Source organism: Aeromonas sp. R2-4 (genome assembly GCF_040908365.1).
In the GTDB taxonomy this organism is placed as follows: domain Bacteria; phylum Pseudomonadota; class Gammaproteobacteria; order Enterobacterales; family Aeromonadaceae; genus Aeromonas; species Aeromonas veronii.
Genome location: NZ_JBFODO010000040.1, coordinates 1 through 17,843, shown reverse-complemented (window position 1 = coordinate 17,843; position 17,843 = coordinate 1). Strand labels below are relative to the sequence as shown.

Genomic DNA, 17,843 nt, shown 5'->3' with positions numbered 1-17,843 from the left:
CCGTGGGGTGGGCTCTTCCTTGGATAACACTCGACGCTTATTCGACGTTGAGGCGCAGCTCGGCATCGTGCCAACCCAGTGGCAGGGTCAGCAGCTGATCGATCAGCTCCCGGCGATCTGATTTCTCCAGATAGGCGAGATAGAGCGGACGACTCAGCGGCTGGCCCCCTTCTACCAGATGCAACGCCCCCTTCTCGAGGAAGGGGCTGACCATCCGCCGTGGCAGGTAGGCAGCGCCACCGTTGGCCAACACAAACTGCAACGCCATGCTGGCGGAGCTGGAGTGCAGCACCGGGGTCTTTTGCAGGCTCTGCAAGCGGCTGGGTTGCGGCTCGAAGCTGGTACCCCAGTCGAGGTGGATGTGCGGCATCTGCATCAGGTTGTCGGCATTGGCGGCCGGATCCCGGCTCACCAGCTCGAACACCAGCTCACCGATGGGATGCAGGGCAATCTCGTCGATCTTGGTGGGCTCGGAGAGCAGGGCCAGATCGAGGGAGCGCTCCAGCAACTGGCGGCAGAGGTGCTCGCGGGAAGCAGTTTCCAGCCGCACCGCCAAACCGGGCGCCAATGCATAGATGTGATTGAGCCAGTCGTTGAAATCGAGCTCCCAGAACACCGCGGGCGCGCCGATGGCCAACTGCTGGCTGAATCCCGGCGAGAGCGCCACATCCTGCTTGGCACGACCAAGGGTGTGCAAGATGGCGTCTGCGTAGGGCAGCAGACGCTCACCGGAGGCGGTCAGGCGGATGTTGTTGCGATGACGGGCAAACAGACTGACACCCAGTTGCTGCTCTAGCTGGCGGATCCGGAAACTCACCGCCGACTGGGTCAGGTAGAGATTTTCAGCAGCCCGGCCAAAATGTCGGGTCTTGCTCACCTCGATAAAGGTCCGAAGCAGCTCGGTATCCATTAATCGATGGACTCGTCACTGCCACCGCCGCTGCCACCACCGACATCAAAGCTGCCGCCACCGCTGCTCTCTTCGCTGGCGCCGCCAACGACGGTGCAGAGGCGATGAACGCGCTTGGGACCGATCACCTTGAGGTATTTGAACCACACCTTGGCATGGGGGTTGGCACCGGCTTCGCCGGATTTGACCTGCTCGACGAAGGCGGACTCGACATCGTCACGGGGTGCCAGATTACCCTGGTAGAGTGCCAGCATGGCGGTACCATACTTTTCCAGACTGTCCGCTTCGGCCACAGTGAATTCGCCACTGCGACGCAGGCCACGGGGAAAATGTTTGAAGTCGTTGAAACGCTTGTCTGATTCGAAGCTCATAGTGCTCTTTTTTCTGGTTAGTTTGACCTTTGCGGGCAAGTATCATCAGGCCATCGCCGAGTGCAAAATCAATTTTCTCACTATGTTAATAAATATCTTTTATCGAAGTCACTTTGCCCCATAGCTGACGCCGATTTTGTGGCATAACACACAAAAAACGTTGATAAATAATAAACTTATGTAAACGTGCAGCCAATTTGCACGTCACTTTCTGGACTGTGCAGGCAAAAATAAAGCGCCATACGGCGCTTTATTTATCACATCAGGTGAACCAGCTGAACCTTTGGTTCAAACATGCTTACTCAATCATGGCCGGTTGGGCCAGGTTGTCGGCACGCCACAGACGGTAGCGCACTTCATACTCCTGCGGCACGTAGATCACGAACGGCAGTTTTGAGTTGTAGTTCACGAAGAAGCCCTGACCGTAGATCTGGACGAAGGTCTCTTTCTGCTGGTTATCCGGGCACATCATCAGGGTGCTGATGGGGTCGGAGACTTTGCCCAGTTTCAGGTAGTTGTAGCCCCAGCCTTTGACGCTGTGCTGTTCCAGGTTGCCTGCAAAACGCGGTACGTTGCAATCAACCATCATCTTTTTGCCGACCTGCAGCTCGACCATCATGTCGGCTTCTTTCTCGACTTCAGGCAGGCGGATCACCACACGTTCCTGATTCACGTCAGCGGCTGGGAACATGCTGATATCAAATTTTTTCGGCTCGGCGGCGAAAGCATGGCCACCCAGCAACAAGGCGCCCAGCAGGCTAAAACGCAATACGGTTTTCATCTGTACCTCATGGGGTTGGTTCAACGCCGCTAGACTAACCGCTCTGCCGATTTCATGCCAGCGATCTGCTACGTAAAAACTGCGTAAAATGATGCAGATCCGGCACACCATGACGTGATCTGGCTATTTTCTGACAGGGCGCACACTCCCGTTACGGGAACCTGAAACAAAAAGCGAGGCCAATTGGCCTCGCTTTGCATTCAAATGGCGCCAGAGTGCTATTTGGCCGCCTCTTGATGGGCCTTGATGACGGCCACCGCCTTGTCGGGGAAGTCGCTGAACACCCCGTCCACATCGGCCTGATAGAGGAAGATGTTAAGGAGATCGGTGAAGTCCTTGGCATAGGCCGGGATCTGCCCCTCATCCTGACGGAAGGTATAGGGGTGAACTTTCAGGCCCGCCGCATGGGCTTCTTTTACCATGCCGGTGAAGACCGGTTTGCCCAAAGTGCCCGGCTCGGTGACGATCATCGGTTTCCACGGGCCAATCCCTTCGGCATAGCTGGCGATGGTTTTCATCGCTCCCGGCTTGAACATCCAGTCATAGTTGTAGGGGGTCGCCTTACCCTTGGCGTCGTAGACCATGGTCTCGTTCCAGTCGGTCTCGGCCATCAGCTGCACCAGTTTCAGATCCATACCCATGGCGGGCATCAGCTCGCTGTTGATGCGCTTGAGTTCATCGGCATCGAAGCACTGCAGATAGACCTTGTCATCCTTCCCGGTATAGCCGTACTCCTTGAGCACCTTCAGCACCGCCTTGGAGATATCCTTGCCTTCGTGACGGAACAGCCAGGGCGCCTTGATCTCCGGATAGATGCCGATGTTCTTGCCGGTGCTCTTGTTGAGCCCCTGGATCATCTCGATCTCCTCCTGGAAGGTATGGATCTTGAAGTCTGACTTCCAGAGCGGGAAGCGGGCCGGATAGACCGGCACCTGCTTGCCATCCACCAGCTGGAACGGCTCGGTCATACGCAGGGAGCGCACCTCGTCCAGGGTGAAATCCACCACATAATAACGGCCGTCCGGACGGGCACGACCGGGGAAGCGCACCGCCACATCGGTGATGCCATCGAGGAAGTGATCGTGCATCACCACCAGCTGGTCATCCTTGGTCATGACCAGATCCTGCTCCAGATAGTCGGCCCCCATGCCATAGGCCAGCGCCTTGGACTCCAGGGTATGCTCGGGCAGGTAGCCGGAAGCGCCACGGTGGGCGATCACCACCTTGCCTTCATCGGCAGCCAACACGGGTAATGAGAGGGATGCCCCAAGGCTCAAGGCGATGAGGGAAACGGCGAGTTTTTTCATATGTGATGCTCTTTATTATTGTGTGTAGGTAATTGTTCTATCAGAGGTTTGTTGCATATTTACGGTGGAAAGCGGTAGGCAGCAGCGCACTGCCCACCGTCACTCATCAGCTCGCCTTGCGCAGAGCCTGATGGTATTGGTCGAGCCAGATCTGCAGCATCTGCTGCTCTGAGTCGTTCAGGCGCAGCCCCAGCTTGCTGCGGCGCCAGAGGATATCGTCCAGTGAACAGGCCCACTCCCGTTCGATGAGATAGCGCACTTCCGACTCGTAGAGGCCGCCACCGAAGTGAATGCCGCGATCCTCTTTCAGCCAGAGACGGGCATGGGCGCCATAAGCTTCGGCAATGCGCAGGGCGCTGCGATCGTCGAGCCAGTCAAACTCCAGCGCAAAGGCACGGGCCAGCTCGCGCACCGAGCAGTCAAACTCGCCGCCGGGCAGCCGGCTGGTCGCCGTCCAGTCATCCCCCATCTGACTGAACCAGGGTTTGAGCTTGTTGCAGGCGGCCTGCGCCAGCTTGCGATAGGTGGTGAGCTTGCCGCCAAACACCGACAAGAGCGGCGCACCGTCAGACTCGCCAGAAAGTTCGAGGGTGTAGTCGCGGGTCACCGCCTGCGGTGAATCTGACTCGTCATCACAGAGCGGGCGCACACCGGCGTAAGTCCAGATCACATCTTTCGGCGCAATTTGGCGAGTGAAGTGGGCGTTGACCACCTTGCACAGGTAGGTAATTTCGGCCTCGCTGATCTTCGCTTCCCGCGGACTGCCGTGGTGCTCCACATCCGTGGTGCCGATGAGGGAGTAGTCCTGCTGATAAGGGATGACGAAGACGATGCGGTTGTCTTCGTTCTGCAGGATATAAGCCTCTTCGCGCTCATGGATGCGCGGCACTATCATGTGGCTGCCTTTAATAAGGCGAATGCCGCGGGGGGATTTCTCGTGCAGGCTCTCGTCATAGAAGGTCTTGACCCAGGGGCCCGCCGCATTGACCAGACCACGGCAGGTGACGGTGAACTGCTCGCCCCCTTCCCGCTCCAAAGTGAGCGTCCAGTGTTTGGATCCGCGCACCGCCTTGATGCAACGGGTGCGGGTCTGCACGTCGGCCCCCTTGTCACGGGCCATCATGGCGTTGAGTACCACCAGCCGGGCGTCGTCGACCCAAGCATCGGAATATTCAAACCCCTTATTGATCCCTGCGGTCAAGCCATCTTGCGGCAGAAAGCGCACGCCGCAGCTCCCCTTGAGCTTGTCGCGCTTGGCCAGATTGTCATAGAGGAACAGACCGGCGCGGATCATCCAGGCCGGACGCAGGTGCGGGCGGTGCGGCAGGCGAAAACGCATGGGACGCGCAATGTGAGGCGCCATACCGAGCAGCACCTCACGCTCCGCCAACGCCTCTTTCACCAGCCGGAATTCGTAATGCTCGAGATAGCGCAAACCGCCGTGGATCAGCTTGCTGGAGTTGGACGAGGTGGCAGAGGCGAGATCTTGCGCCTCAAACAGGGCAACCTTCAGACCCCGTCCTGCCGCATCAGCTGCGATGCCGACCCCGTTGATGCCGCCACCGACGACGACCAGATCATAATGTTCGCTCATGTTCACCTACTTTCATTTTTATGATTGCTATAACAGCAATGTTTGATTTCGCTCATTTTAGAACATGAAAATACAACAAACGAACATTTTATGATGAAAGTGTGATCGCCACAGCCCGCCAGAGGTGGCAAAGGGGACAGGTCAGCGGAGCAAATGACGTCGGGCCAACATCGGCGGGTTAATAGCCGAAAAAACCAGATTGAATAGTGGTTTTTGCAATACCTATAAAGGGGTGAGATGGGTGCAGGGATGGGGGAGAGAAAGAGAAAGGAGGCCGCCCTGACGGGCGACCGGCACAGCCTTGGCGTGTTTCGCCGTCAGCAGATGTGGCAGGCGATCTGGTGTTGCGCCATCAATCGCGCCAGCTTTTCCGGTGGCTCCTGATCGGTAAAGAGGGCGTGGATCTGGCTGAGATTGCCCAGATTGACCATGGCATTGCGACCGAACTTGGTGTGGTCGGCGGCCAGGAACACCTGACGGGAGTGGGCGATGATGGCCTGGGCGATCTTCACCTCGTGATAGTCGAAATCGAGCAGGGAGCCGTCGTTGTCGATCCCCGAAATCCCGATGACGCCATAGTCCATGCGAAACTGACCAATAAAGTCGCGGGTCGCCTCCCCCACGATGCCGCCATCGCGGTTGCGGATCTCGCCGCCGGCAATGATGACGGTGAAGTCATCCTTCGCCGTCAAAATGCTGGCCACGTTGAGGTTGTTGGTGACGATGCGCAGCTCGCGGTGATCGAGCAGGGCGCGGGCAATGGCTTCGGTGGTGGTACCTATGTCGATAAAGAGCGATGAGCCGTCAGGAATATTGGCCGCTACCTCGCGGGCGATGCGCTCTTTCTCCTTGAGTTGCATCACTTTACGGGCGCTATAGGCGGTATTGACGGTACTCGAATGCAGGGAGGCACCGCCATGATGGCGCCGGATCTTGTTCTGTTCGGCGAGATCGTTCAGATCCCGGCGAATGGTCTGGGGGCTGACGTCAAAGTGGGTCACCAGATCGTCGGTCGAGACAAATCCCTGCCGCGTCAGGACGTCCAGGATCTCCAGATGTCGTTGGGTTTGCTTCACGCTTGCACTCCGATGATGAGACAAAAAAAGGCCCCGGCAGATGCGGGGCCTTTTGGCAGTTTACCTGATCCCCTTTGGGATCAATAAGCTGAGGATCACGTTTTATGCCTTATGGGCAGCCGCTTTCTTGGCCGCAACGGCAATGTTCTCATGCTTGAGGGTCATCGCCAGCAGGATGATGGAGAGCACACAGGAGACGGTCAGCACCATGAAGCCGCCATCCCAACCGAAGTGGTCAACGGTATAACCCAGCATGGCGTTGGCTGCCACGGCGCCGCCCAGATAACCGAACAGACCGGTGAAACCTGCCGCAGTACCGGCTGCTTTCTTCGGTGCCAGCTCAAGAGCATAGAGGCCGATCAGCATGACAGGGCCGTAGATCAGGAAGCCGATTGCCACCAGCGCCATCATGTCGATGGTCGGGTTGCCGGCCGGGTTGAACCAGTAAACCAGCACAGCCAGGGTCACCAGCACCATGAACAGGATACCGGCCGGGGCACGGCGGCCCTGGAACATCTTGTCAGAGATCCAGCCACACAGCAGAGTGCCCGGAATACCGGCCCACTCGTAGAGGAAGTAAGCCCAAGAGGAGTTGTCGACGGTGAAGTGCTTGGCCTCTTTCAGATAGGTTGGCGCCCAGTCCAGCACACCGTAACGAATGAGGTAAACGAAGGCGTTGGCAATCGCGATGTACCACAGCAGTTTGTTGTGCAGCACGTACTTGACGAAGATCTCCTTGGCGGAAAACTCCTGCTCGTGGCTCTCGTTGTAATCCTTCGGATAGTCGTTCTTGTACTCCTCGATAGGAGGCAGACCGACCGATTGCGGGGTATCACGCATCACGAAGAAGGCGATCACCGCGATGGCGGCTGCCGCTGCCGCAGGCACATAGAAGGCGCTGCGCCAGTCGTTGAACCAGCCCATCCCGAGGATAAACAGCGGGCCAATCATGCCGCCACCCACGTTGTGCGCCACGTTCCAGACCGCAACCACTTCGCCGCGCTCTTTCTGTGACCACCAGTGCACCATGGTGCGACCGCAGGGCGGCCAGCCCATGCCCTGTGCCCAACCGTTCAGGAACAACAGCACAAACATGATGGCAATGCTGGAGGTGGCCCAGTGCATGGTACCCATCATGAACATGATGGCAGCCGAGAGCAGCAGACCGGCGGAGAGGAAGTAACGGGCGTTGGAACGGTCGGAGACGTTCCCCATCAGGAACTTGGACAAACCGTAAGCGATGGAGACCCCGGAGAGCGCGAAACCGAGATCACCACGGGAGAAGCCCTGCTCGATCAGATAGGGCATCGCCAGACTGAAGTTTTTCCGTACCAGATAGTAGCCGGCGTAACCGAAGAAGATCCCGAAAAACACCTGCCAACGCATGCGTTTGTAGAAGGGGTCGACCTTGTCAGCCGGGAGCCTGTCGATGTGCGCCGCAGGCCTGAAGAGACTAAGCATGTTCTGCTTCCTTATTGTTGTTATGGGCGGTTGAGGATGCCCTGACCATTCCAACGAATCATGTGAGTCCACTAATTCGTAAGCGAGCCTATTGTGCTCATATGCGCTCATTTAATCTGTGATGCATGCTCAAATATTGCAGTTTTATTACAAATAAAAGCTCCAAATGAGAAATCACTCAGCAAGCGCCAGCCCTTGTGTGGCAAGGGTTGCGAGCTACCCCCTAAGTGGTAAGTGGCAGTTATCAAGATGCTTTACGTCACATTTTCTTAGCAATGAGTGGGATCTTGTCCACATTTCCTATGGAGGGGGGATGGTGAAATTATTGGGAAGGGTTATTTTCTGTCACGACCGATAACGAGCGCAAACGAGCATAACGTTTGCGCAAGACGCAAAAACAACAAGGAAACGTTTTCGGCAGCAACGGATAGACACAAAAAGATAAAACGGAACATCAAACCTCTACGGGTGGATATAAGGAACAAAAGTATGAGCATACAAAGACCCAATACCCTGCTTGGCGAGTGCATCGCCGAGTTCATCGGAACCGGCCTGCTGATATTTTTCGGCGTCGGATGTGTGGCGGCACTGGTGCTGGCTGGCGCCAACTTCGGGCAGTGGGAAATCTCCATTACCTGGGGTCTGGGTGTGGCCATCGCCATCTATGTGACCGGCGGCATTTCAGGTGCCCACCTGAACCCGGCTGTAACCCTGGCGCTGATGACCTTCTGCGGGTTCGACAAGCGCAAGGTGGTGCCCTACATCATCGCCCAGATGGCCGGTGCCTTCTGCTTCGCCGCCCTTGTCTACTTCCTTTATGGTAACCTTTTCACCCAGTGGGAAGTGACCCATAACGTGGTGCGCGGCAGCGTCGAGAGCCTCGGCACCGCCGGGATCTTCTCCACCTACCCCAATGCCCTGCTGACCAACATGCAAGCCTTCGCCGTCGAGCTGGTGATCACCGCCGTCCTGATGCTGGGCATCATGGCGCTGGGTGACAACAACAACGGCGCACCCAAAGGTTTCGCAGCCGCTCTGCTGATCGGTATCCTGATCGCGGTGATCGGCGCCTCCCTTGGCCCGTTAACCGGTTTTGCCATGAACCCGGCTCGTGACTTTGGTCCGAAACTGTTCGCGTTCTTTGCTGGCTGGGGTGATGTTGCCCTGACCGGTGGTCGTGACAACCCCTACTTCTGGGTTCCGATCCTTGGCCCCATCGTTGGCGCCCAGATTGGTACCGCTCTGTATGTCAAAGTGCTGGCTCCCTGCGTCCCGGGCAACCGTGTCGTCACCACCGAGCAAGCGACCCAAACCGCCAAAGAAGAGGCTGCCGCATAAGAGCGGCCCCCTCCAACGTATAAAAACGTGGAAAATAGAAACGTGGAGAACATCATGTCTGCTGAAAAGAAATATGTCGTCGCTCTGGACCAGGGAACCACCTCTTCCCGCGCCATCGTGTTTGATCAGGATGCCAACATTGTCGGTACCTCCCAGCGCGAATTCACCCAGCACTACCCGAAAGCGGGCTGGGTAGAGCACGACCCGATGGAGATCTGGGCGACCCAATCCTCCGTCTTTACCGAAGTGCTGGCCAAGACTGGCCTTCGCAGCGAAGAGATCGCCGCCATCGGTATCACCAACCAGCGTGAAACCACCGTCGTCTGGGAAAAGGCCACCGGCAAGCCCATCTACAACGCCATCGTCTGGCAGTGCCGCCGCACCGCCGCCATCTGCGAGGAGCTGAAAGCACGCGGTCTGGAAGAGTACGTTCGCGAAAACACCGGTCTGGTGCTGGATGCCTACTTCTCCGGTACCAAGGTGAAGTGGATCCTCGACAACGTGGAAGGTGCCCGCGAGAAGGCGATGAACGGCGAGCTGCTGTTCGGCACCATCGACACCTGGCTGGTCTGGAAGATGACCAATGGCGAAGTGCACGTCACCGATCCGACCAACGCCTCCCGTACCATGCTCTACAACATCCGCGAGCTGAAGTGGGACGAGAAGATGCTGGACGAGCTGGGCATCCCCATGTCCATGCTGCCGGAAGTGAAACCATCTTCCGAGGTCTATGGCTACACCACCCGTGGCGGCGGCTCCCGCATCCCCATCGCCGGTATTGCCGGTGACCAGCAGTCTGCCCTGTTCGGCCAGCTCTGCTTTGAAAAAGGGATGGCCAAGAACACCTACGGCACCGGCTGCTTCATGCTGATGAACACCGGCACCGAGCCGGTTCGCTCCAGCAACGGCCTGCTGACTACCGTTGCCATCGGCCCGAAAGGGGAAGTGAATTATGCCCTCGAGGGTGCGGTATTTATGGGCGGCGCCACCATCCAGTGGCTGCGTGACGAGCTGAAGATCATTCACGATGCCCGCGATACCGACTACTTCGCCTCCAAGGTGGGTGATACCAACGGCGTCTATCTGGTACCGGCCTTCGTCGGTCTGGGCGCGCCCTACTGGGATCCGTATGCTCGCGGCACCATGGTCGGTCTGACCCGTGGCGCCAACCGCAACCACATCATCCGTGCCGCGCTGGAATCCATCGCCTATCAGAGCCGCGATGTGCTGGATGCAATGCAGCAGGACTCCGGCATCAAGCTGGCAGCGCTGAAAGTGGACGGCGGCGCCGTGGCCAACGACTTCCTGATGCAGTTCCAGGCTGACATGATGCACACTCCGGTGGTACGTCCGACTCGCATCGAGACCACCGCCATGGGCGCCGCCTTCCTGGCGGGTCTGGCAGTCGGCTTCTGGAAGAGCTCCGACGAGCTGGAAGACAAGTTCAGCGTGGACCGCGAGTTCATTCCGCAGATGGACAGAGACGATCGCGCCAAACGTTACAGCGGCTGGCAAAAAGCAGTTGAGCGTTCACGCCGTTGGGCTGAAGAGGATTGATCGGGCACCCGATATTCCGTTGAGATAAACACCAAAGAGGCCGACCGCAATGTCGGCCTCTCTTTTTATGCTTCCCTTGCCGCTTTCTGCCCCCTTCCCCGCTCATTGCTCCCTCCTGTTTTTCTGCCGCCCTCTGTTGTCACCATCCACCACAACGCAATTGAGTTCTCTATCTATAATCATCATCTGGGTCGCATATGCGACCTTATTTATGAGGAGAGCGATATGGAGAGGGCGATACACCGTTTTACACTGCACTCACTCTGGTCAGGGCTCGGGATCCGCACCCGGATCCTCGCTGGCGTAGCGATACTGATGGCCATCGCCATCAGCTGCATCACCTTGATCCTCGAGCAGATATCCCACAGTCAGGCCCAGCAGCGGGTCGAACGCTACGAGCTGCCAAGCAGCGTGGATCGCATTGCCAACCAGCTGACCGCCCAGCTTATCCAGCACCTGACCGAAGCACAGGCGCTGGCCAGCAACCGTTTTGTCATCGACTGGCTGACCGCTGGCATGCCAGAGCAAGAGTGGTCCGCCATGGAGCGTTACTTTCAGGATCTGCAACGGCGGATCGGCGGCAACGTCTTTATCGCCCCCCGCCAGAGCAACACCCTGATCAACTTCAGCGGCGGCCCCACCGCCCAGAAATCGCTGAGCGAATCAGACCCGAAAGATGGGTGGTTTTTCGGCTTTCTCAAACGCAGCAAACCCTATGAGCTGAACCTCGACATCTCGGATTTTGACAAGCGCGCCTCCCTCTATATCAACACCGCCGTCACCCACGAGGGCAAGACCCTGGCAGTGGCAGGCACCTCCATCGACATGAGCGCCCTGAGCAAACTCATCAGCGGCTACCGGATCGGCAAGAGCGGTCAGGTCTATCTGGCCGACATGGAGGGCAATATCGAGATCCACCCCGAGCAGGAGGTGGAGGGGGCAGCCCACCACCAGCAATCCTTCCTCGATACCGTCAAGCGGCTTATTCCCAATGCCCGGGAACAGGTGGCCGTAGAGGCGCTAACACTGGAGGGGCAAACCTACCTCATCGCGGTACGTTACATCCCCACCCTCAACCGACTGCTGATTGGCGAGATCAACAGCGCCGAGCTGGAAGAGGGACTGCAGGAATCCCGCCAGCTCATTATCATGGTGTCGCTCGCCATCGGCGGGATCGCCATGCTGGCCTCCGCCTGGCTGGCTCACTCCATCAGTCGCCCCATTCGTCAGGCTGCCGATGGCATGCACCACATCACTGCCGATCGGGATCTGGCAACCCGTCTCGACTTCTCTGACGAGTCGGAGCTGGGGCTGATGGCCCAAAGCTTCAATCGGCTGATCCAGAGCCTGAACCAGAGCTTCTCCCGCTTCCAGCAGTCAGGCAGCGCCCTCTCCGCCCAGTCGTCCCAATCCATGCAGCAGGCCCAGGCACTGGCAGGAGAAGCATGCCAGCAGGCCCAGAGCATTCAGGAGCTGACCACTGTGGTCACCACCATCGGCGACAATGCCGAGCAGATCGCCAGCCGCTCTGAAGGGGTCAACGACGTGACCCAACGCATCGCCAACCATATGCTCAGCATCGAGCAGGATGTGACCCAGAGCGCCGCGCAACTCGACAGCTTGCGCAGCAGCATCGGCAGCTCCTCTGCCCTGCTCGATGAAGTAGTGAAAGACAGTAACAACATCACCCAGATCATGAACCTCATCCGCGATGTCTCGAACCAGACCAACCTGCTGGCCCTCAATGCGGCCATCGAAGCGGCCCGGGCAGGGGATATGGGACGGGGCTTTGCGGTGGTGGCCGACGAGGTACGCCAACTGGCGGTGCGTACCCAGACCGCCACCAAGGATGTGCAGGATCTTATCTTGCGCCTGCAGGAGGGAACGCGGCAGGCCAGCAGCTCGATGGCAGACTCCCGCAACCTGAGCGAAGAGGGATACAACCGGATGAATCAGGCCAGAGAGGTGCTGGTTGATGCCACCAGCCAGATCAACCAGACCGCCCTCGAGATCAACGAGATCAGCGCGCTGGCGCAGGCGCAGAATCAACAGATGGGGCAAGCCAGAACCGCGCTCGACGAGCTGGCCATGGTGGCCGAACACCAGCGGGAACACGCGCAGGAGAGCAATGCTGCCAGCCGCGAACTGTTCGAACTGGCCAAAGCCATCGACGAGCAGATCCGCCAATACCGGATTGGCTAGACCCGCAGCTTCCCTCTCTCCCTCTCAATAACCAAGACGCCACCTCAGGGTGGCGTTTTCATTTTGCAAATCATTTTGCCTGCGCTCTCGAAACGGGAATGACGAAAAACAGTACAAGTCACTGATAAATAACATAAAAAAATGTGGAACGGCCATTGCTTAGTGATATCAGACTCAACAGAGGGATATCGCCATGAAACCGACCACCAATCAAGCGCCCGTAGCTCACGTCGCCACTCAAAAAGAGACACTGACCCCCCGCGAAGGCACCTTCCTGATGATGGTGGCCCAGCTGGTGGTGCTCACCTGCATCGTACTGGCCGCCACCGTCGGCGGCCTCTCCTGGCAGTGGACCCTGCTGCTGGCCATTCCGCCGGTGATCGGCGGCGCCCTGCTCAACCGAGTATGGGGCAAACTGCCACGGTAACTGCGCTTCACCTCACACACCTTCCCGAACCGGCGGCCGACCCTCAAGTCGGCCGTCTGTTTATCTGCCACCTGGCTCATGCTGATTGGCCGCAACGAAGGCGCGGCTTGTTCTTCGCCAAGCAAACCGCAGCGACTCACCGTTCAAACAAACCGCACAAACCAACCTGAACTACAGGGTATCGCTGCCAAGCTGCTCTTTAAGAAAGTCGAGCCAGACACGCAGCCGGATATCCCGCTGGGCATCGGAGTAGAAGACCGCATTGATGGGGCGCGAGGCGCCACTGTTGCTGCGCGCCAGCACCTCCACCAGCGCGCCGCTCTCTCGATCCGGCCCGGTCATGAAATCCGACAGACAGACGATCCCCTGCCCCGCCAGCGCCAGCTGACGCAAGGTTTCGCCGCTGCTGGCACGCAGGCTGGGGGTGATGGCAAAGCGATCCCCCTGCTCGGCACTGAGCAGCGGCCAGTGGTTGAGGTGATCGGGATGCAAAAAGCCAAGCAACTCGTGACCGCTCAGCAGATCTGCCGGTTGGCGCGGGGTGCCGCGCTCGCTCAAGTAAGCAGGAGAGGCCAGCAGCCGCAACCGCGAACGGCCAAGGGGCAGCGCACGCAGGGAGGAGTCGGTCAGCTCGCCGATGCGGATGGCCATGTCCACCCGCCGCTCCATCAGATTGATAAAACCCTCCGAGCTGTGCAGCTGCAACTCTATGGCAGGGTAGCGGCGGCGAAACTCGCCGATGATCGGCACCAGCCGGTGCAGGATAAAGGGGGTGGCCGCATCGACTCTCAACACCCCTTCGGGTTGTTCCCGGCGCATCAGCAGATGCCCCTCCGCCTCGCTCATCTCGGTCAGGATCTTCACCGCCCGCTGATAGAACCAGCTCCCCTCCTCGGTCAGGCTGACCCGGCGGGTGGTGCGATTGAGCAAAACGGTTGAGAGCTTCTCCTCCAGCCGCTTGATGCCGCGACTCACCACCGAGTTGTCCATGCCGAGGTTCTCCGCAGCCTGGCGAAAACTGCCCGCCTCCACCACCGCCACAAACAGGGTCAGTTCATCAGAATGGGTCTTCATTGCTGTTATCCGGACAAGAGTAATGGGCCTTTATAGGCGCAGCCGCTGTGGATTAGCAAGCGTGCTCAGAGAGACGATCTTGTTTTTCGAAGAGAAATAACCAGAGAGAATCACTATCTCTCATCCTGTTTAATCAGTAGAATGCTATAAAAAGGAATCGTATGAAGCCATGTCATCAAGGAGATACATTAATGGAGTTTGAAGAACGGCTGGCTATTGCCCATCAACTACTGGCTGACAGTGGCCTCAAGGAATTTCACTACAATCCGTGGCTGTTCAAATTGCTGCGTAAACTCGGCGTCCCCGTCAAGCCGCCTTATTACGCGGGCTGGCTTACCAATTTCCTCTGTTCCGGCCTCTCTATTGCGCCGTTATGGGGTCTGATTATGTGGACATTCGTCTGGCATCCAGAGGGAAGGGATCTTTTATCAGCCCTGTTCAACACAGCCATGTTCGCTGGCGTATTTGGTCTTTTCACCTTAATTGGACTCTGGCTCAAGCGCCGGCAGCTTGGATTGACCCCATGGGAGCAGTTGGAGCACCAGCACATCAGTGAAGGCACAGAGAAGAAGGTTAAAGCTCCTGCTGCCGATTGAAACTGGGTGCAATACAGGCTCTGAAGAGCACACTTTCACAGACTCGGACTCTCACCTTGCCAGATTTCGTTAAATTTTTTATCAGCTTTTCAATTAACTGCCTAATCCAAACCGCCATTGGCCTCTTGGTTCTCGCCTACAGGCTTTTCCGCCACCACAATGGCAACTGGCGCAGCTATCGACGAAGCTGGGATCCTCTCCCTCTATTTGCCTCCATTTTCCTTGGCATGGTGATCGCAAAAAAGCTTCATCCGGCCATCATGGCAGCCTTGTAATGATTGGTCATAGCTTGGACAACGTTCACTGCCACAGATAACCGAACAATTCACTAGATGAGCAAACAGTTGAGTGCCTACAGCAAGATATGAAGAACTCTCATCACTCAGAGCGTCCTTCTGTTAGTAAATGAGGAGGGATAAATAAGCATCTGCTAACTTAATTTCTTGATCTGACCATTGCAAGGAGGGCCTCAAATGGAATAAAATTCACATCCATGGTTTTTTGGAAAAACCATAATTTTTTGCTCTTTGAAAAAATTAATTTAATTAATCAAAACTTATTGGATTTTCAGTAAATCATGCATCTTCATCCTAATGTAAATAATGGTTTTTATTAAGAAATGAAGTGGGAGCATGATTATAATTCACTTACCTTTTATTTATTTTGAACGGGGGTTGCATGGAAAATAAAAGTATACTTGGATGGTCTTTTGGTTTCTTAACCTCACTTCTTGGGGCCGGCTGGGCAGTATTTACATACGTTGTGCCAGACCCATCAGTTTTGGGAATGGAAGCAATCAACTGGAAAAACGTCCTTTTATTTACCTCTTCTTTAGTTGCCATATGTTGGGTCGTTGTTTATTTTTTTCTTCAAAAACTCCCCTCGGTTATTCGTCACCTATCAGTTGTTATTATATATTTCGTTACAGCATTTAGCTTTTTCTGGGTGGGGACAAAATACCAAGACCCATTATTTGGAAGTTCGGAGCAAGAAGCTGTTTACGCCTACAATGACAGTGCAACTATTCTTGGAAAACGTATAGAAACCATCGAGAACATCTCGATCCAACTGCGTGGATGTCAGAAGGTAATGGGAAAAATTGCGTGCAAATTAGATCTTCTAAATAATAATGCAGATCGGGATGTTTCTTTTTCTGGTGATACTCGCGCCTTTGATGACGTAAGCAATGAGATGGAGCTTGACTCATTAGTTATAGGCTCATCAAATGTATCAACATATAAAACCTTCGCTTTGCCAAAAGGTGTAAAAACAACCGTAATGATTGCATTTAAACTGACTAATGAAAACTCCCAGAAGTTAACCTCACTACGCGTAAAACTCTCTGGCTTAAATGGAGTCAGGAAAGGTGTGAAATTTGATGGCGTTCCATTAGTTTAATTGAAGTGAAGTGGTGTTAACCTGTATAACACCACTTCATAATAATTAATATAAGCTCAAGCGTGAACAGTGCTGGAATAATCTGCATAGTTATCCCCATTGCTGCTCTCCCCTCAATACTGTTTTGCAACCAGCGCCCTGTTTCCAGCAAGTCACGGCAGGCATACTGGCCCTTCGTTTTTGCCAAGGAGGTTCAGATGTCATCACCCGTGATTGTGATTGCCCAGCTTGAAGCCAAACCCGAATTCGCCACCCAGTTTCGCGCCGCCCTTGAGCCGCTGATTGCGGCCACCTTGCAAGAGGCGGGCTGCCAACGCTATCAGCTGCATCAGGACTTGGACAATCCACACAGCTGGATGCTCTACGAAGTGTGGGAGAGCGAAGCAGCCCTCACCGTCCATCAGGGCCAACCCCACTTTACCGAATTTGTCGCCAAGGCCGAGCCCTGGTTTGCCAGCAGCACCATTCGCCGCTATCAGCCATTGGGCGCCTGACTGGCCCTAGAGCCTGTTTGTAGTGGTCAACTAAATCCGGACACTTGGTTAGGCCGATCCTCGGCTTTTGCTGGCGGTATCCCGTCATTGTATTGATGTGGACGTCGCCAGTTGTAGTGATCCATCAGGTAATAACTGATATCCCGCTTTGCTTCCCGCAGGCTCATATATCCCCTTGCCGGGAGCCACTCTGACTTCAGGCTTCTGAACAACCGTTCCATCGGGGCGTTATCCCAGCAGTTGCCACGCCGACTCATACTCTGGGTCATGCGATAGCGCCACAGTCGTTGCCGAAATGCCCGGCTGCCATATTGGCTGCCCTGGTCAGAGTGAAACAGCACGCCTGACGGACAACCCCGCTGCTGATACGCCATCTCAAGTGCTTTGATGGCCAGCTCGGCATCTGGTTTATCTGACATCGCCCACCCCACAACCCGCCGGGTATGCAGGTCAAGCACCGCTGCCAGGTAATGCCAACGACCACCTGCCCAGACGTAGGTGATATCGCCACACCACACCTGATTGGGTTGTTGGACATCAAATTCGCGGGCCAGCAGATTGGGAATGTCCGGTCGTTCAGACCGTGCCACCTTATAGCGGTGTGCGCCCGGCTGTTTGGATGCCAGGCCGGCTTCCTTCATCAGGTTACGTACTTTGAATCGACCAATCTGATACCCCAACTCTCGCATCATCGACATCAAGGCGCGGCTGCCAGCCGAATCCCTGCTCTCTTTGAACAAACGGCGCAACTCAGAGCGCTGTTGCATGCGCTCACGGTTAATCGTCCGCCTGCGAGCCAGATAATCGTAAAAACAGGAGGTGGGAACATCGAAGGCGCAGCAGACCAGAGTGATGGGGGCTTGCTCCCTTAATCGGTCTATCAGCGCGTACGTGTGAACTCGTCCGTCATCAAGAGAGCAGTAGCCTTTTTTAGAATGTCCTTCTCACGTTCGAGCCGGTTGATGCGGGCTTCCAGTTCCTGAATTTTTTGCTGCTCCAGAGTCAGTGCTTTGCTGATTGGGGTAGTGCCACTGCGTTCGGATTGCAGTTGCCGAACCCAGCGGCGAAGTATGGTTTCACCGATATCCAGTGAACGACTGGCTTCGGGGACAGAATATCCCTGGTCGAGCACCAGGGATGCGGCTTCGAGTTTGAATTCGGCAGTAAATGAGCGACGTAATCTTGTCATTGAACACCTCAGGTCATGGTGGCGACTGTACCACCTAAAATGGTGTCCGGGATGATTAGACCACTACA

General features: G+C 56.2%; 16 protein-coding genes. 7 read left to right on the top strand and 9 right to left on the bottom strand.

Annotated features, from left to right (window positions below):
* Positions 1-37 precede the first annotated feature (37 nt).
* The 7 genes from hdfR to glpT all read right to left on the bottom strand — a co-directional run bounded on the left by hdfR (position 38) and on the right by glpT (position 7,500).
* Positions 38-910: an HTH-type transcriptional regulator HdfR gene (gene hdfR, locus AB5Z05_RS15570; RefSeq protein WP_005337525.1), complete on the bottom strand. Its 873-nt coding sequence runs from the start codon at positions 908-910 to the stop codon at positions 38-40.
* On the bottom strand, positions 910-1,281 hold the full coding sequence (locus AB5Z05_RS15565; protein ID WP_005350885.1) for a DUF413 domain-containing protein: 372 nt from the start codon (positions 1,279-1,281) through the stop codon (positions 910-912). Before AB5Z05_RS15565 ends, hdfR begins: the two co-directional genes overlap by 1 nt.
* A 298-nt stretch (positions 1,282-1,579) precedes the next feature.
* Complete coding sequence (eco, locus tag AB5Z05_RS15560) at positions 1,580-2,062, bottom strand: serine protease inhibitor ecotin (protein WP_005337529.1); 483 nt, start codon at positions 2,060-2,062, stop codon at positions 1,580-1,582.
* A 218-nt stretch (positions 2,063-2,280) separates the two neighbouring features.
* Positions 2,281-3,369: a glycerophosphodiester phosphodiesterase gene (gene glpQ / locus AB5Z05_RS15555; protein WP_103251021.1), complete on the bottom strand. Its 1,089-nt coding sequence runs from the start codon at positions 3,367-3,369 to the stop codon at positions 2,281-2,283.
* 106 nt (positions 3,370-3,475) lie between these two features.
* On the bottom strand, positions 3,476-4,963 hold the full coding sequence (glpD, locus tag AB5Z05_RS15550; protein WP_103251020.1) for a glycerol-3-phosphate dehydrogenase: 1,488 nt from the start codon (positions 4,961-4,963) through the stop codon (positions 3,476-3,478).
* 317 nt (positions 4,964-5,280) lie between these two features.
* Positions 5,281-6,039, bottom strand: coding sequence for a DeoR/GlpR family transcriptional regulator (locus AB5Z05_RS15545; protein WP_005337538.1), 759 nt, complete (start codon positions 6,037-6,039; stop codon positions 5,281-5,283).
* A 102-nt stretch (positions 6,040-6,141) separates the two neighbouring features.
* Positions 6,142-7,500 (bottom strand): glycerol-3-phosphate transporter, encoded by a 1,359-nt coding sequence (gene glpT / locus AB5Z05_RS15540; protein WP_005337540.1) that lies wholly within the window; start codon positions 7,498-7,500, stop codon positions 6,142-6,144.
* Between the two features lie 489 nt (positions 7,501-7,989).
* Between glpT and AB5Z05_RS15535 the strand changes: the two genes are divergently transcribed.
* From AB5Z05_RS15535 to AB5Z05_RS15520, 4 genes are all read left to right on the top strand, one after another.
* The gene (locus AB5Z05_RS15535) at positions 7,990-8,838 is read left to right on the top strand and encodes an MIP/aquaporin family protein (protein ID WP_005350866.1); all 849 of its coding nucleotides are present in this window, start codon (positions 7,990-7,992) and stop codon (positions 8,836-8,838) included.
* Between the two features lie 54 nt (positions 8,839-8,892).
* The gene (glpK, locus tag AB5Z05_RS15530; RefSeq protein ID WP_005337546.1) at positions 8,893-10,395 is read left to right on the top strand and encodes a glycerol kinase GlpK; all 1,503 of its coding nucleotides are present in this window, start codon (positions 8,893-8,895) and stop codon (positions 10,393-10,395) included.
* A gap of 225 nt (positions 10,396-10,620) precedes the next feature.
* Positions 10,621-12,597: a methyl-accepting chemotaxis protein gene (locus AB5Z05_RS15525; RefSeq protein ID WP_368152125.1), complete on the top strand. Its 1,977-nt coding sequence runs from the start codon at positions 10,621-10,623 to the stop codon at positions 12,595-12,597.
* A 193-nt stretch (positions 12,598-12,790) separates the two neighbouring features.
* Positions 12,791-13,024 carry a hypothetical protein gene (locus AB5Z05_RS15520; RefSeq protein ID WP_204383566.1) on the top strand — a complete coding sequence of 78 codons (234 nt, stop codon included), beginning with the start codon at positions 12,791-12,793 and terminating at the stop codon, positions 13,022-13,024.
* Positions 13,025-13,195: 171 nt separating this feature from the next.
* Here the strand turns inward: AB5Z05_RS15520 and AB5Z05_RS15515 are convergent, their stop codons facing one another.
* Positions 13,196-14,098: a LysR substrate-binding domain-containing protein gene (locus AB5Z05_RS15515; RefSeq protein ID WP_368152124.1), complete on the bottom strand. Its 903-nt coding sequence runs from the start codon at positions 14,096-14,098 to the stop codon at positions 13,196-13,198.
* 191 nt (positions 14,099-14,289) lie between these two features.
* Here AB5Z05_RS15515 and AB5Z05_RS15510 point away from each other — a divergent pair, with 191 nt between their 5' ends.
* The 3 genes from AB5Z05_RS15510 to AB5Z05_RS15500 all read left to right on the top strand — a co-directional run bounded on the left by AB5Z05_RS15510 (position 14,290) and on the right by AB5Z05_RS15500 (position 16,586).
* A complete protein-coding gene (locus AB5Z05_RS15510) occupies positions 14,290-14,694 on the top strand; it encodes a DUF6404 family protein (RefSeq protein ID WP_005350859.1) in 405 nt (134 codons plus the stop codon).
* Between the two features lie 678 nt (positions 14,695-15,372).
* Positions 15,373-16,092 carry a hypothetical protein gene (locus tag AB5Z05_RS15505; protein WP_270656697.1) on the top strand — a complete coding sequence of 240 codons (720 nt, stop codon included), beginning with the start codon at positions 15,373-15,375 and terminating at the stop codon, positions 16,090-16,092.
* A gap of 197 nt (positions 16,093-16,289) precedes the next feature.
* Positions 16,290-16,586, top strand: coding sequence for a putative quinol monooxygenase (locus tag AB5Z05_RS15500; protein ID WP_368152123.1), 297 nt, complete (start codon positions 16,290-16,292; stop codon positions 16,584-16,586).
* Between the two features lie 26 nt (positions 16,587-16,612).
* Here the strand turns inward: AB5Z05_RS15500 and AB5Z05_RS15495 are convergent.
* Positions 16,613-17,775 (bottom strand): IS3 family transposase gene (locus tag AB5Z05_RS15495; protein ID WP_368150226.1). Its coding sequence is split into 2 segments (ribosomal slippage): positions 16,613-17,520 and positions 17,520-17,775, totalling 1,164 coding nucleotides; the frame shifts between segments, so codons are not numbered across the junction.
* Positions 17,776-17,843: the final 68 nt, after the last annotated feature.

Bases quoted from the DNA above. Each gene is read 5' to 3' on its own strand.
- eco (WP_005337529.1), bottom strand. From the start codon at position 2,062: ATGAAAACCGTATTGCGTTTTAGCCTGCTGGGCGCCTTGTTGCTGGGT.
- AB5Z05_RS15565 (WP_005350885.1), bottom strand. From the start codon at position 1,281: ATGAGCTTCGAATCAGACAAGCGTTTCAACGACTTCAAACATTTTCCC.
- AB5Z05_RS15535 (WP_005350866.1), top strand. From the start codon at position 7,990: ATGAGCATACAAAGACCCAATACCCTGCTTGGCGAGTGCATCGCCGAG.
- hdfR (WP_005337525.1), bottom strand. From the start codon at position 910: ATGGATACCGAGCTGCTTCGGACCTTTATCGAGGTGAGCAAGACCCGA.
- AB5Z05_RS15525 (WP_368152125.1), top strand. From the start codon at position 10,621: ATGGAGAGGGCGATACACCGTTTTACACTGCACTCACTCTGGTCAGGG.
- AB5Z05_RS15510 (WP_005350859.1), top strand. From the start codon at position 14,290: ATGGAGTTTGAAGAACGGCTGGCTATTGCCCATCAACTACTGGCTGAC.
- glpT (WP_005337540.1), bottom strand. From the start codon at position 7,500: ATGCTTAGTCTCTTCAGGCCTGCGGCGCACATCGACAGGCTCCCGGCT.
- glpK (WP_005337546.1), top strand. From the start codon at position 8,893: ATGTCTGCTGAAAAGAAATATGTCGTCGCTCTGGACCAGGGAACCACC.
- AB5Z05_RS15515 (WP_368152124.1), bottom strand. From the start codon at position 14,098: ATGAAGACCCATTCTGATGAACTGACCCTGTTTGTGGCGGTGGTGGAG.
- glpQ (WP_103251021.1), bottom strand. From the start codon at position 3,369: ATGAAAAAACTCGCCGTTTCCCTCATCGCCTTGAGCCTTGGGGCATCC.
- glpD (WP_103251020.1), bottom strand. From the start codon at position 4,963: ATGAGCGAACATTATGATCTGGTCGTCGTCGGTGGCGGCATCAACGGG.
- AB5Z05_RS15505 (WP_270656697.1), top strand. From the start codon at position 15,373: ATGGAAAATAAAAGTATACTTGGATGGTCTTTTGGTTTCTTAACCTCA.
- AB5Z05_RS15520 (WP_204383566.1), top strand. From the start codon at position 12,791: ATGAAACCGACCACCAATCAAGCGCCCGTAGCTCACGTCGCCACTCAA.
- AB5Z05_RS15500 (WP_368152123.1), top strand. From the start codon at position 16,290: ATGTCATCACCCGTGATTGTGATTGCCCAGCTTGAAGCCAAACCCGAA.